This window comes from Fimbriimonas ginsengisoli Gsoil 348 (assembly GCF_000724625.1).
Lineage (GTDB): Bacteria > Armatimonadota > Fimbriimonadia > Fimbriimonadales > Fimbriimonadaceae > Fimbriimonas > Fimbriimonas ginsengisoli.
Window position 1 is genome coordinate 864,746 of record NZ_CP007139.1, and the last position, 13,716, is coordinate 878,461.

Sequence of the window (13,716 nt, forward strand, 5' to 3'; positions counted from 1 at the left end):
TGCACTAGTTTCCTTTACTACCGCGCCGATACACTGGCCTCACACGAAGAGACAGGTTCTAACCCGATGCCTCACGAAATCCTCGCCGAAAAGTTTCGGGAATTTGCCCGATCGGAGGCGGCCCACTCGTCGCCGATCTACGCCGGTCTCGCTCTACGGGTCGCCGATTCTCCGGAGCTTCTGGAGTTGGTGGCGGAAGGACCGAGCAACCAACCGTTCGCGAACCTATTGTTCTCGTCGGTTCGTGTCGTGCTCGCCGAAGAAGGGAGGGACATCGATGCCGGCGACACGGCCGAAGTCGCCTTTGAGAAAGTTGTCGATATCGCCCGGCGTCGGCGTACCGAACTGCTGCACCTAATGAACACAAGGATTGTTCAGACCAACGAAGTGCGACGATCGATTTACTTGTACTGCGCCTTCTTACGCCTTTCGGAAGAAATTGGCCGGCGTCCGGTCGCCCTCATCGAGATTGGCGCGAGCGCAGGCTTGAATCTCGTGTTTGAACAGCACAGGTACCAGTTCGAAGGAAGGACCGAGTTCGGGAACGCCAAAGGCCGACTTTGTCTGACGTCGGTCTTAAGGGGCAGCATTAATCCGCCCGCTGGCAACTCCGGTTCTCCAATCTTCCGCCGATACGGGCTCGACCTGAATCCCCTCGACATGAACTCTGAGGCGGACGCCGCCTGGCTACGTGCCTTAATCTGGCCCGATCATACCGAGCGGATCACGTTGCTGACCGAGGCGATCCTGGTTCAGAGAGAGTTCGACATTGAGATGAGAAAAGGGGACGGGATCGAACTCCTTCCCAGTGTCATACAGGAAATTCCTTCCGACGTAGTCCCCTATGTTTTTCACACCCATGTGGCCAATCAATTATCCAGTGAGCAGAAAGGGAAGCTATTGGCGGCGATCGAGCGACTCGGCCGAGATCGCGACGTCATCCATGTTTTCAACAACATTCATCCGCACCTGCACGCCACCGTCGTTTCCGGCGGAAGGCAAAGAGAGATTCCCCTCGCCCGAACCGAGGGCCACGGCCGGTGGGTGGAATGGCTCGATCAGGGTGATCCCTGATCTATGCGGGTCACGAGGTTCTCGGTGCAACCTACGTACGTCTCTTCTGGGTAAGCAATGCTCCGAAGAAGATACACGTATCGCAATGTGCCTCCAAAATGCTTTGGAACCGTTCCGTTTGGTAAGTGCAAGTGGTACAGATTGAACCCTCCTTCGCTCTCGCGAGCTACGGCGGGCAGCCTTCGCCTTCTTGCGGCTTGCCAGCCGTAGCCGAAGGCGAAGGCTGGTGGAGATGATGGGATTCGAACCCACGACCTCTGCAGTGCGATTGCAGCGCTCTCCCAACTGAGCTACATCCCCGGACGGTTTGGAATTATACCTCTGCGCCTATTACGGGGATTTGAGGGTCTCGGTGAACTTCCTTCAGCCTTGCCTGGTCTTGGCGAGCGAGGAAGCAAGCCTGAGCGACCCCCAGGTGCGGAGCCTGCCGTCCTGGCAAAGGAAGGCCTTTCCCCCCAAGAGGACCATCGGAAACTTGCAGGTGAGCTTTTGTTCTGACCGAACGGCGAAGCTTCGGTCGGTTTTAGTTTTGAGGGATCACGCGAGGCGGATAGTCCCCTAGACCGTTTCGCTCTTCTTGACGATGTCCATCACGAGCGGAACGGTGCTGAGGAGTCCGATCAGGAAGAGCGTCCACCCCACCCGCTTACGGTTCTCCTTAGAAACTCGGTCCGCCAGCAGCAACGCCGCTCCAGCCCCACCCAGGCCGCGCGTCGCGGCAATGATTCCTACTTCCGGAATCGGTAAGGTCGCCTGTCTCATACCTTCTGGGACTCAACGTCCCTTTCGCAGGTTTCCCATAATGCATTCTCGCCGAGTCGGTTGGCGCTTGACGGTCGTAGAATGATGTGCGTGACCGTTCGGGACGCCATTCGAAAGATTGAACAGGACGGATGGAAGCAGGTTCGCCAAACGGGAAGCCACCGACATTACCGGCATCCAACCAAGCCAGGAACGGTGACCATACCCGGACACTTTTCTGACGACCTTCACCCTAAAACCGAGAACAGCATCCTAAAACAGGCAGGCCTACGATGAGTTCATTAGCTTATTCCGTCGTCTATGAGACCCAACCAGGTTCCAATTGGAGTGCTTACGTCCCCGACCTTCCCGGGTGCGTTTCAACCGGAAAAACACTTGACGAGATCCAACGAAATATCCGTGAAGCGGTCGAAGGGCACATTCAAGTGATGAGGGAATTCGGCGATGAAATCCCTCATCCATCCACGCTTGTTGGCGTTGTAGAGGTCGTCTGAGCCGGGCGTAGTAGGGCTGGGGCGCGAGCTACCCCGCCAGAATCCACGGTTACCGCTTTTGCCTTGGGTCCGCGAGGAGCTTCAGGCGCTGCTTGTACACTTTGCCATCGACCGTTAACGCGACCTCGTAGTCGCCCGGCGCCATTTGCTCACCGAAGTTCCAGACGAAGCGGTGGGCTCCCGGACCGGTCGATAGGGTCGATCCCGGACGAACCCAGTAAGGAGCGATGGTCAACCGGCTCGGATCTGGCGGCCGAGGTTTATCGCTGCTGGACGCTTTTCCGACTTCCTTTCCATGAGCGTCGGTCACTCTGACGGTCACCAGATGCGCGGGCTCGGCCAGAACATAGTCGATCATCGCCCCGTAGGGCGGATTCTCCCCCCGCGGCTCCTCGATCGGTAGAGGGGTGCCGTCGTCGAACCCCGGACCTCGTATAAACACGACGGCGGGCGAGGGGGCCAAGAGAGTGGTCGACCGCGTCGACGTGGAGATCTGCCTTAGAGGCGATAGATCGTCCAATATCCAGATTGCCCGTCCGTGAGTTCCCACCACGAGATCGTTACCGGCGATGACGAGGTCGCGCATGGAGGCATGAGGCAGGTTCAATTGAAGCGGCTGCCAATTGGCGCCGTCGTCGAAAGACACGAAAACGCCCCAGTCAGTGCCGGCGTAAAGCAGCCCCCGCCGAACCGGATCCTCCCGGACGACATTAACAAACTCGCCCGAGGGCAAGCCAGTGGTAATGAGGTCCCAATGTTTGCCTCCGTCGCGCGTTCGGTAGATGTACGGTTTGTTGTCGTCGAGGCGATGCCGGTCGATTGCGGCGTAGGCGGTGTCCGCATCGAAGTGCGAAGCATCGATAATGCCGACCGTGCTCCACGGAGTCAGCTGAGAGGGCGTCACATTCTCCCAGTGCTTGCCGTCGTCCCGGGTCAGCCAGATTAGTCCGTCGTCGGTGCCCGCCCAGAGCGTGCCCCTTTTTTTGGGAGAGGGCGCAAGCCAAAAGACGACGCCATGATGCGGAGCGGGGTCGATGTCGGCAGCCGTCGGGCCGTCCAGATTCGTTGGTGTCGTGTGGGTTTGCCTCGTTAGGTCGGGACTGATGATCTGCCAGCTATTACCGCTGTCGCCGCTTCGAAAGACGGACTGGCGACTCGTGTAAAAGACCTTGGGATCGACCGGCGAGGCGGCAATTGGGAGGGTCCACGCCTTGCGCCAGGGACCGCCCGGCTTACCCTTGGTAGGATCTACCGATTTATGCCAGCCGTCATCGAGCCGCTCGATCGTTCCGCCGTCGTCGAGAAGCGTCCCCGGGTGAAGCCGGTCGGCGGCGATGGTCCCGCTCTCCCCGCCTACCGACATGGGACGCCAGTCGCGCATGCTGATGTGGTCATGATTCGAACGGCTGGGGACCGCCATCGCCCCCGAATCCTGCTGGGCGCCCGCCACCCAATAGGGGAAACGATTGTCCGCGATGACGTGATAGAACTGGCCGGTCGGCTGGTTCCACCAAGAGCTCCAAGTTTTGCCGCCGTCGATGCTGACGATCGTCCCCTGATCGGTGGCGGAGATCATCCGTTTCGGGTCGGATGGGTTAATCCAGAGCGTGTGGTAGTCGTCGCCGCCCGGAGCTCCCTTGATCGGTAGAAACGTCTTGCCGCCGTCCGTGGATCGATACATACCGGTGTTCATCACGTAGACGGCGTCGGCGTCCTTTGGATCCGCGGTGATGCCGCCGAAGTACCAACCCCGTCCCCAGAGCCGCTCATCGGCCGTTGCCAACGTCCAGTTGGCGCCCTTGTCTTCGGAGACGAAGACGCCGCCTCCGGTCTTGCGGTTCGTGTCCACAACGGCGTAGACGCGATTCGGATTCGCATTGGAAATGGAAAGACCGACGTGTCCGAACGCGCCCGGTAGCCCGTGGCCCGTGATCTTCGACCAGGTCTTTCCGGCGTCGGTGGACTTGTAGAGACCGCTCCCCGGGCCGCTACTCGGAGGGTAGACCTCCCATGGCGGACGCCGGGTTTGCCACATCGAAGCGATGAGGGTGTTGTGGTCTGTGGGGTCCATCACCATGTCGATGGCGCCGGTGTCCGCGTTGAGGTACAGGGATTTGGTCCACGTCGCGCCGCCGTCTACCGACTTGAAGACGCCCCGCTCCTCGTTCGGCCCGAACTGGTGGCCGAGCGCGGCCACGTAAAGTACGTTCTCGTTCTGCGGATCGACGAGGATCTTGCCGATTTGGCGCGTGTCTTCCAGGCCGATGTGCGCCCATGTCGCGCCGCCGTCCGTCGACTTGTACATGCCGTCACCCTGCTGGATGTCCGACCGCATATCGGCCTCGCCCGAACCGACGTAGACGACCTCCGGCTTGCTTGGCGCCACCGCGATCGCTCCGATCGACGCCGCGTGCATCTGGTCGAAGATCGGCGTCCAAGTAAGCCCCGCGTTTTCGCTTACCCAAATCCCGCCGCCAACCGCCCCGAAGTAGAACTTGTCCGGATTCCCTGGCACGCCGGTGCACGCAAGGCACCGGCCGGCACGGAATGGGCCGACCAAGCGATAGCTCAGACCGCCAAGCAGCGACGGGTCGACGCTTTGTCCAAAAGAAGCGGCAGAGAGGAGGCTCGCGAGGCCAGCCACGACCACGCGCATACGTATCGCCGAGTGCATGACCGAATCATATCCCTTTGGTTAAACGCCGTAACCAAGGCGGCTTCTCATTAATCGGTACGAGAGGGGCGGAGCCAATCGGGGATCGACTCGCCGCGTGCGGCTATTTCGGCCCGCATCGCCTCGACTTGGGGGAAGTCCGCTCCGACGAGGGCGGGGAAATGGTTGGAATCGGTGAAGCCGTTCGACACCAGACGCCGCTGGAATTCGCGCAATCCCTCGTGCATGGCGTCGTTCATGTCGTACACCATCACGTTCAAGTAGTAGTCGAGAATCATGTCGGCCGTCCAGCCGGGGGCGTGCTTCAGCGCCCGTTCCACGAGCCTCTCGCGTACCAGCTCCACGTGCTCGTGAGAGCCTTCGTCGAGGAGGTGCCGACGATACACCAGCCGCATCAATCGGCTGATGCCGGCCTCGATTTCCAGTTTGCGACCGACACACCAGGTCTCCGCCCCCGCCATCAGCCAGCCGGCCAGTTCCGGCGTCAGCCCCTCGTTTCCGATCCACGCGGCCCACACAAACGGCTTGCCGGTGAGGCGCCGCCACTCTTCGCCGAGGTCGAGCACGTGCAGATCGGTTCCGTCGGATATCATCCCGATGTCGCCAATCAAAACGCAGGCGTCCGCCTCCTTCAGCATGTCGTGGAGGTTTGGGGCAAGCGTGACTACCTTCGGATCGGTGTCGTATCGTTCGGAAAGGATCACCCTGGCGAGGCGGTTGCTGGTCAGCGAACTGGAATCCAGCGCCAAGGACTGGATCTCTTTTGGCGGCACCTTGGAGAAGAGGCGGACGCTCTTGACCGGGCCATGGGAGCCGATGCAGACTTCGGCCGCCATACGGCGGCCGGGGATGCGCAAGGCGTCGAGGCTGGAGACCAGGATCGCTTGCGCCTCGCCGCTGTCGAGCAGAGCGGGCAGTCGGGACGGTACGTCGTAGATCACCCGAACCGGCGAGCTGTCACCCCAGTCTTCGAACCGCATCACCAGCGGGATTGCGTTTACATACGAAACGCACCCTACGGTATAGCTCACGGCTTCTTACCCACGGCGATGACGCTGCTCCCCCAGGGAAGATCGAAACGCTGGATCATAGATGCTTCTACGTCTTGAACTCCCGCAAGCAGTCGGTTGCCCCACCTGGGCACGTTCACCAGCGAAGCCTTGGCCGGTCCGCGTTTCCGCTTTTCGAATATGCGCCACACCACCACGACTGGGAAAAGGAAGAAGACGGAGTAACCGACCCGCTTCGCCTCGAACCCGGCCGCCCGTAGTTTCTTCCTCACTTCGGAGGCGCGGTACCGGCGGAAGTGGTGCAGCGCGACGTCGTGCGGCCCCCACAAGGATCGGAACGCGGGCACGCTCAGCACCACTACCCCGCCCGGGCGCAACACGCGAAACGCCTCCGCGAATGCCCCCGTGTCGTCTTCGATGTGTTCGAAGATATCGAGGCCGATGATCGCGTCGAACGAGCCATCTTTGAACGGGAGGTGCACGCCATCTCCTTTGACGAGCTGTTTCAGATCGCGCGTCTGGCAGTAGCCAAGCGCCTTCGGGCTCATATCGAGCCCCACCGGGTGGGCCCAGGTAGAGAGTTCGCGAAGGACGACACCGGTTCCGCATCCGAGGTCAAGCACGTCCGGTTTGTCGCGGGTTACGAACTTGCGCAGAAGGCGAAGCGCCAATCCGCGACGCCCGACGAACCACCAATAGTGGTCCTCGAGCTCGTACATCTTCGTGTACTCGTCCGGGTTCACTGCGCCGCCATCCCGCTCAGCATGGTATCTCCTCTCGGCGGTAACGGCTCACTATTGGATGATAAGGGCGGTAGAGCTAAGTTCAACGAGATTTCCGATGTTCAACCCCAAGGACGAGCCTCTTCACCTGACTCAATGGGCCGCCAAGACTCAATCTGTTGACGTCCGGAGGGTTCTGCGACCCGCTCCGGGGTCGGTTCAGACCGACCTCCGGACCCTGGGTAGGAAACCCGGGGCTAATTTCTGGCACCCTTCCAGGGTGGAATGCACGGAAGGGAGAATCTCGATGAGCCGCGTCGGACTACTCAAACGCGCCGCAATCGCAAAGACGGCTAGCGGATCTTCGCGCTCTAGGTCAGGATAATCTTCAAGAATTTCCTCGATGGACATTCCGGCGCCAAGAAGCTCGAGCAGCATTCCGTGGCGAATGGAAGGGTCCATCGTGATGCGGTCTAGAAGGTCAGCCACGTTTGTCGACTCCGATACTTGAGTTCATTATGCACCCCGACATTCCACTTCAAAGCGGCGAGATGGCCGACTACCCTCTTAGCGCCAGTCGCTTCCGTTTACCGGCGAGCCGGAGTTTGACGAGGTCAAGCAACATTCGCGGGCCGTCGCGCATGAGAACAACTTTCGAACCTTCCTGGTGTGACCATCGGATCGGGACTTCGTCGATTCGGAGTCCGAGGTCTCGCGCGATCATCAACGACTCAAAGTCGAAGCCGAAGCCGTCCAGTTTGCAGCGGCGGAAGATCTCTCGGGCGGCCTCGGGGGTGAACATTTTGAAGCCGCATTGGGTGTCTTCGATTCCTCTTATCGCGAGGAGTTGGACAAGCTTGTTAAACGATCGTCCGAGCATCTCGCGGTAGAAGGGCTGGTGAACCTCGAGAGTGCTTTCGCGCAACGGGCGGCTTCCGATCGCTACGTCGGCTCCTTTCGCCATATGCTCGAGCAGCTTTTCCGTCTCTTCTTGAGGGGTTGCCAGGTCAGCGTCGCAGAATAGGATCAACTCGCCCTTCGCCTGCTCGATCCCGGTTCGGACGGCGTACCCCTTCCCATGGTTCGGCTGGTACTCGATGACGCGAAATTCAGGGTGGCCTTTCGCAAAGTCCTCCACCAGCTCGCGAGTGCGGTCGGCACTGCCGTCGCTGACGACGATCACTTCATAGCGGTACCCCTGGCCGGAGTAGTACTCGTGGAGCCGTGCCAGGGTTCTGGGCAACCGCTCCTCTTCGTTATAAGCGGGCACCACCACGGAGAGTCTGGGCACGCTGAGCTGGGGCACGGACAAATCAACCGGGAGTCTACCGCGCGGGTTCCTTTTGACCCGAACGAACGAGGATGACCACGGCCGCCAGGATGAGCGTTCCTCCGGCGTACTGGCTCGTCCCTAACGCCTCGCCAAGGAAAATAGCGGCTAGCAGCGCGGTGACGATCGGTTCGAGCGCGGAAAGAACCGACGCCTCGACGGGGCTGATCTTGGCTAAGCCGGCAAGCAGCCCACCGATCGCCACGACTGAAGCGATCGAAAGCGCCGCGCCCCACCCGAATCCGGCTAACGTGATGGGGGCGGCTCCCTTGAGAAGAACGTAGGCGATATAGCTGAGGGCGGTCCCGCCGGTAACTACCGCCGTAGTGGCGAGGGGGCTAACGCCAGCCGCGGCGCGACTTCCCACGAGGATATAGGCGGAATAGAGGCCGGCGGAAACCAGGGCTAGGATCACTCCGAGGGCATCGCCATGCCCCACTCGGCCGATCGTCAGGGCGGTCCCCAGCAGCGCGAGGGCAAGCGCTCCAACCCGAACGACCGTCAGTTTTTCCTTAAAGAGGAGGATGGAGAATAGAGTGACGATGACCGGATAGAGGTACAGCAAGAGCGATACCATGGCGGCGGGAATGTGCTGGATCGCGGCGAAGTAGGTGTACGATTGGGCGAAGTAGATCGCCACGCCCATCAGGAGCAGCATTCCCAGCTTCTTGCCGCGAGGTAGCGGTTCGCGTTTTGTCAAAACCACTGCCCAAAGGGCGAGGCTCGCCAGCCCAAACCGGAGGAGCATCAGGGTCGGGACATCCAGCCCCGCCGCGTACCCGCGGTGCGCCAACACGGACATCGTGCCAAACGCCGCGGCCGAGATGAGGACCCAAATTCTGCCAACCTTCAACGTCAACCGCGGCTTCCCCTTCCATTATCCAGCACCGACACATCCGCCATGGGCGCCGACAGGACCGGGTCCTCCGGCATAGTGTAATGCGGTTTGTTCGGGTTGGGATCCGCCATTTCTGGGTTCGTCTTGGCCCGGTTCAGGTTCAAATCTGGGTTCGTTCCGTATTTTTTACTTTATTCGTCGGGGCATTTATGGTCTGGCCGCATGCTCGGGCATTGCCTCTATTGTAGCCCACATAAGTAGATTTTAGTCTACCAATGCGTAGCACTGAATTACAGCCAGTGGGTTCCAAGGGCATCCCTGCCCTTGGAACCCACTGGCACGACCGATACGGTCGTGGGGTTCATCGGCTGGGAGCGGATGCTACGTTTACACGACCAGGATGGTCGTGATACACACGGGCTGGAAGCCCGTGCCACGTTAGGTCCAGAACTGAAAAAGCCCCGCCGCTTCGTTGGTTAGAAGTTGCGGGGCTTATTCCTTCAAAGCCGCAGTCGAGAGATTTGTTGTTTAGATAAGTCGACCTAGAGATGTCTTCGCTCATATCGAGCAAAGAGTGCTTCTCTTTTAAGGAGGTGATCCACCCACACCTTCCGGTACGGGTACCTTGTTACGACTTAGTCCCTCTTACCCCCCTCACCTTCGGCCGCTCCTTCCCTTGCGGGTTAGGCCACGGACTTCGGGTGAAGACGATTCAAGTGACTTGACGGGCGGTGTGTACAAGACCCGGGAACGTATTCAACGCAGTATAGCTGACCTGCGTTTACTAGCGATTCCGCCTTCATGCAGTCGAGTTGCAGACTGCAATCTGAACTGGGGGCGTATTTTTGGGATTGGCTCCACCTCGCGGTATCGCGGCCCTCTGTTGCGCCCATTGTAGCATGTGTGAAGCCCCAGACGTAACTGCCATGCTGACTTGACGTCATCCACACCTTCCTCCGGCTTACACCGGCGGTCTCCTGTGAGTGCCCGACTTTCTCGCTGGTAACACAGGACGTGGGTTGCGCTCGTTGGCGGACTTAACCGTACACCTCACGGCACGAGCTGACGACAGCCATGCAACAAGTGTCTTCATGTCCCCTTGTGAGGGAGGAGCCCATTTCTGGACTTTTCAATCGATGTCAAGTCTGGGTAAGGTTCTTCGGTTAGTATCGAATTAATCCACATGCTCCACCGCTTGTGCGGGTCCCCGTCAATTCATTTGAGTTTCAACCTTGCGGCCGTACTCCCCAGGCGGGATACTTAGTGCGTTAGCTGCGGCACAAGGGGGGTCGATACCCCTTACGCCTAGTATCCATCGTTTAGGGCGTGGACTACCAGGGTATCTAATCCTGTTTGCTACCCACGCTTTCGCGCCTCAGCGTCAGTGGTCGGCCAGTATGCTGCCTTCGCCATGGGTGTTCCTCCTGATATCAACGCATTTCACCGCTACACCAGGAATTCCACATACCTCTCCGACACTCCAGCTCGCCAGTATGCACAGCGGTTTCTGGGGTGAGCCCAGAGATTTCACTCTACACTTAACGAGCCGCCTACGCGCTCTTTACGCCCAGTAAATCCGGACAACGCTTGGACCCTACGTCTTACCGCGGCTGCTGGCACGTAGTTAGCCGGTCCTTATTCACTCGGTACCGTCCTAAGTCTTTCCGAGTAAAAGGAGTTTACAGGCCTAGACCCTTCGTCCTCCACGCGGCGTCGCTGCATCAGGGTTTCCCCCATTGTGCAAGATTCCCAACTGCTGCCACCCGTAGGTGTGTGGGCCGTGTCTCAGTCCCACTCGAGCGGACCATCCTCTCAGACCCGCTACCCGTCGTCGGCTTGGTGAGCCGTTACCTCACCAACTACCTGATAGGCCATAAGCCGCTCCCGAAGCAAAAAACTGTTTAATGGAAAATCGATGCCGATCTTCCGTCACATCCGGTATTGCCCAGCCTTTCGGCTGTATATCCCAGTCTTCGGGGCACGTTGCTTATGTATTACTCCGCCGTTCGCCACTAAGGTATTACTACCCTCGTTCGACTTGCATGTTTTAGGCACGCCGCCAGCGTTCGTCCTGAGCCATGATCAAACTCTCCGAAGAAAGTGATCTACCTAAACGTCTCTTTCGAAACGCTATGGTTGACTGATTTTTTGTTTGCGTTCTCCATGGGTAGATTAACCCCCATGGTCTCCAGTCCCACCGCGTGTAACCGCGCAGGAACCAAAGCCGCCGATTGTCTTTTCAACGGGATTCAACATCTTTCGATGACAAACCTTTCCGTCAGAACTACTTATCTGAACGTCTCTCTATGCGGCTTTCAAGGTTCCAGGCCAACCGGACTTAACCGGCGACAAGGGATATTCTCCCTCAATTGAGTCTGCCCTGTCAACCCCTGGGTCAAAAATTCTCTCTGAATCTTGCTCCGCTTTAAGGGGCTGGGCCGTCTCTTCCTATTTGTACGCCCCAGAAAACCGAAGCGCTGCATCCGCGGACACCTCTTCAGTCAACTGAATCGGGCGCAGCCAGTGGATGGAATAGTGGGTGGCGGGACGCCTGCCCCATAAGGCGTGCTATCGTTAGCGGTCCGTGCGCATCCTGTACACCCTGACGATCTTCTTGAGCTCCGCTCTGCTGTTCTTGGTGCAGCCGATGGTGGCGCGGATCATCCTTCCTTCGTATGGCGGCACCGCCAGCGTGTGGACGACCTGCGAGCTCTTTTTCCAAGCCGTCCTCCTCCTGGGTTACGGTTACGCGCACCTCTCCACGCGTAAGTTAGGCGTCCGGCGTCAACCTTGGCTGCATCTGGCGATCATGGCGGCGGCGCTTCTCACCTTGCCGTTCGTCACGCGAGTTTCCGGAGGCGCAACCGGCGAAGGCGTGCCCACCCTCCGATTGCTGGCCCAGCTCCTCGTGTTGGTTGGGCTTTCGTTCTTCGCCGTATCGGCGGGAGCCCCCCTCATCCAACGTTGGTTCGCCGATACCCGCGACCCACATGCCAAGGACCCTTACTTCTTGTATAGCGCCAGCAACCTCGGCAGCATGGTGGCGCTCCTGGCATATCCCCTGCTCGTCGAGCCACGACTCCGGCTTCCTCAGCAAACCTGGCTCTGGGCGGGCGGATTTGGCCTGCTCGTGGCTCTCATGGCTACCTGCGCGGCGGCGATGGCCCGCTCTCCCCGACCCGAGGTCGTGGCATCGGAGCCCACTGACGAAGATGTTTTAGTGGACGCAGGGGCGATCACAAACCGGATGCGCCTAAAGTGGATCGCCCTTTCCGCCGTCCCCTCCAGCCTTCTTCTCGGTGCGACCGCATATATCTCCACCAACGTCGCCCCGATTCCGCTTCTCTGGGTCGTTCCGCTCGCCCTCTACCTCCTCACCTTCATCCTCGTTTTCAAGAAGCGCCCTTTTATCGGGTCGCGACCCCTGGGCCGGATCGCGGGAATGCTGATCCCGGCGATCATCGTGATGATCGTGATGGAGGCGTTCATGCCGGCCCTCGCTATCGTCCATCTGTCGGTGTTTTTTATCGTGGCTTGGGCCTGCCACGCTCGCCTCAGCGAATCGCGCCCCGCGGCGGCGCATCTGACGGAGTTCTACTTCTGGATGTCCGTGGGAGGAGTGCTTGGCGGCGCGTTCAACGCGATCGTCGCTCCGGTCATCTTCAACACCCTGTTCGAATACCCGCTGGCGCTGATCGCCGCCGCCCTGCTGCTTCCCGCCTATCGGCCGGGGACCAAGGCGAGCATTGCCGACGCTTACTATCCGATAAGCGTCGGCGTCCTCACGTTCGCGGTCGCAATGGGGATGCTTCGATACGAAGTTCCGCCGAGCCAGATGCGGACGTTCCTCGCCGTCGGCCTCCCCGCCGTTCTATGTTTCCTAGCCGTCGACCGGCCAGTACGGTTCGGATCGTCTCTCGCCGCGATGATCCTCGTGGCCAACGCCACCGGCATCGCCTCGGCGGCGAAGGTCATTTTGAGCGAACGAAGCTTCTTCGGTGTCCACCGAGTCCTAGTCTTCGGCGTCCACGACCGATTCCACCAGCTCCTGCACGGAAACACATTGCACGGACTGCAAAACATGGAGAGACAGAGCGAGCCACTGACCTACTACCACCGAACCGGTCCGATCGGAACCGTCTTCTCCGCGTTTTCCGGCCCGACCAAGAAAGAAAACGTCGCCCTTGTGGGCCTCGGCGTCGGCTCGATCGCCGCATATGGCGAGCCCGGGCAGCGGATGACGTTCTACGAAATCGACCCGACGGTGCGGAATTTGGCGACCAATCCCAAGCTCTTCACCTTCGTGCGGAATAGCAGAGCCAAGGTGGACATCGTCATCGGAGACGCCCGGCTGCAGCTTGCGAAAGCCCCCGACCACAGCTACGGATTGATCGTTCTCGACGCGTTCAGCTCGGACTCGATCCCCGTGCACCTGCTAACCCGCGAAGCGGGAGCAATGTACCTACGAAAGCTCGCTCCCGGCGGGATCTTGGCGTACCACATCAGCAACCGATATCTGGAGCTCAGCGGAGTCCTCACCGCAATGGCCCGCGACCTTGGCCTCGTCGCCTATCTCGACGAGGACGCCCCGAGCCGCGATGAAGCCGACGAAGGCAAAACTTCCTCGATCTGGATGATCCTCGCCCGAAAGAAGGAGGACCTTGGCCCTCTCCAAAAGAACTCCAATTGGAGCGTCCGCGACCTGGATCTCGGCGACAAGGCCTGGACCGACGACTATTCGAACGTCCTGAGCGTGTTGAAGCAGGAATAGATTCGGTAGCGGCTACGTTCCCGCTACAATGGTTCGGTGGA

Annotated in this window: 11 protein-coding genes, 1 tRNA gene and 1 rRNA gene; 4 read left to right on the forward strand and 9 right to left on the reverse strand. The window is 59.7% G+C overall.

What is annotated here, in order from left to right; genetic code table 11:
* Nucleotides 1-66: 66 nt before the first annotated feature.
* The gene (locus OP10G_RS04020) at nt 67-1,074 is read left to right on the forward strand and encodes a DUF2332 domain-containing protein (protein WP_025227164.1); all 1,008 of its coding nucleotides are present in this window, start codon (nt 67-69) and stop codon (nt 1,072-1,074) included.
* Nucleotides 1,075-1,298: 224 nt separating this feature from the next.
* On the opposite strand, the gene OP10G_RS04025 is transcribed toward OP10G_RS04020, so the two are convergent.
* Both OP10G_RS04025 and OP10G_RS04035 read right to left on the reverse strand, forming a co-directional pair.
* A tRNA-Ala gene (locus OP10G_RS04025) sits at nt 1,299-1,374 on the reverse strand.
* Nucleotides 1,375-1,632: 258 nt separating this feature from the next.
* Nucleotides 1,633-1,836: a hypothetical protein gene (locus tag OP10G_RS04035; protein ID WP_025227163.1), complete on the reverse strand. Its 204-nt coding sequence runs from the start codon at nt 1,834-1,836 to the stop codon at nt 1,633-1,635.
* 84 nt (nt 1,837-1,920) lie between these two features.
* Between OP10G_RS04035 and OP10G_RS25605 the strand changes: the two genes are divergently transcribed.
* Both OP10G_RS25605 and OP10G_RS27780 read left to right on the forward strand, forming a co-directional pair.
* Complete coding sequence (locus tag OP10G_RS25605) at nt 1,921-2,112, forward strand: type II toxin-antitoxin system HicA family toxin (RefSeq protein WP_084178799.1); 192 nt, start codon at nt 1,921-1,923, stop codon at nt 2,110-2,112.
* Complete coding sequence (locus OP10G_RS27780; protein ID WP_084178800.1) at nt 2,109-2,330, forward strand: type II toxin-antitoxin system HicB family antitoxin; 222 nt, start codon at nt 2,109-2,111, stop codon at nt 2,328-2,330. The genes OP10G_RS25605 and OP10G_RS27780 overlap by 4 nt, the downstream gene beginning before the upstream one ends.
* A gap of 49 nt (nt 2,331-2,379) precedes the next feature.
* Here the strand turns inward: OP10G_RS27780 and OP10G_RS04040 are convergent, their stop codons facing one another.
* The 7 genes from OP10G_RS04040 to OP10G_RS04070 form a co-directional block, all read right to left on the reverse strand.
* A complete protein-coding gene (locus tag OP10G_RS04040) occupies nt 2,380-5,004 on the reverse strand; it encodes a WD40/YVTN/BNR-like repeat-containing protein (RefSeq protein ID WP_025227162.1) in 2,625 nt (874 codons plus the stop codon).
* 50 nt (nt 5,005-5,054) lie between these two features.
* A complete protein-coding gene (locus OP10G_RS23945) occupies nt 5,055-6,035 on the reverse strand; it encodes a menaquinone biosynthetic enzyme MqnA/MqnD family protein (RefSeq protein WP_144240987.1) in 981 nt (326 codons plus the stop codon).
* Nucleotides 6,032-6,757 (reverse strand): class I SAM-dependent methyltransferase, encoded by a 726-nt coding sequence (locus OP10G_RS04050; protein ID WP_025227160.1) that lies wholly within the window; start codon nt 6,755-6,757, stop codon nt 6,032-6,034. Before OP10G_RS04050 ends, OP10G_RS23945 begins: the two co-directional genes overlap by 4 nt.
* A 198-nt stretch (nt 6,758-6,955) precedes the next feature.
* On the reverse strand, nt 6,956-7,198 hold the full coding sequence (locus OP10G_RS27785) for a DUF433 domain-containing protein (RefSeq protein WP_084179735.1): 243 nt from the start codon (nt 7,196-7,198) through the stop codon (nt 6,956-6,958).
* A 97-nt stretch (nt 7,199-7,295) separates the two neighbouring features.
* A complete protein-coding gene (locus OP10G_RS04060; protein ID WP_038472501.1) occupies nt 7,296-8,042 on the reverse strand; it encodes a dolichyl-phosphate beta-glucosyltransferase in 747 nt (248 codons plus the stop codon).
* Nucleotides 8,043-8,061: 19 nt separating this feature from the next.
* A complete protein-coding gene (locus OP10G_RS04065; RefSeq protein WP_052547525.1) occupies nt 8,062-8,919 on the reverse strand; it encodes an EamA family transporter in 858 nt (285 codons plus the stop codon).
* A 571-nt stretch (nt 8,920-9,490) separates the two neighbouring features.
* Nucleotides 9,491-11,002, reverse strand: a 16S ribosomal RNA gene (locus OP10G_RS04070).
* Nucleotides 11,003-11,488: 486 nt separating this feature from the next.
* Here OP10G_RS04070 and OP10G_RS04075 point away from each other — a divergent pair.
* Nucleotides 11,489-13,675 (forward strand): spermidine synthase, encoded by a 2,187-nt coding sequence (locus OP10G_RS04075; RefSeq protein ID WP_025227156.1) that lies wholly within the window; start codon nt 11,489-11,491, stop codon nt 13,673-13,675.
* Nucleotides 13,676-13,716: the final 41 nt, after the last annotated feature.

Bases quoted from the DNA above. Each gene is read 5' to 3' on its own strand.
- OP10G_RS25605 (WP_084178799.1), top strand. From the start codon at position 1,921: ATGTGCGTGACCGTTCGGGACGCCATTCGAAAGATTGAACAGGACGGA.
- OP10G_RS04035 (WP_025227163.1), bottom strand. From the start codon at position 1,836: ATGAGACAGGCGACCTTACCGATTCCGGAAGTAGGAATCATTGCCGCG.
- OP10G_RS27780 (WP_084178800.1), top strand. From the start codon at position 2,109: ATGAGTTCATTAGCTTATTCCGTCGTCTATGAGACCCAACCAGGTTCC.
- OP10G_RS27785 (WP_084179735.1), bottom strand. From the start codon at position 7,198: ATGGACCCTTCCATTCGCCACGGAATGCTGCTCGAGCTTCTTGGCGCC.
- OP10G_RS04020 (WP_025227164.1), top strand. From the start codon at position 67: ATGCCTCACGAAATCCTCGCCGAAAAGTTTCGGGAATTTGCCCGATCG.
- OP10G_RS04040 (WP_025227162.1), bottom strand. From the start codon at position 5,004: ATGCACTCGGCGATACGTATGCGCGTGGTCGTGGCTGGCCTCGCGAGC.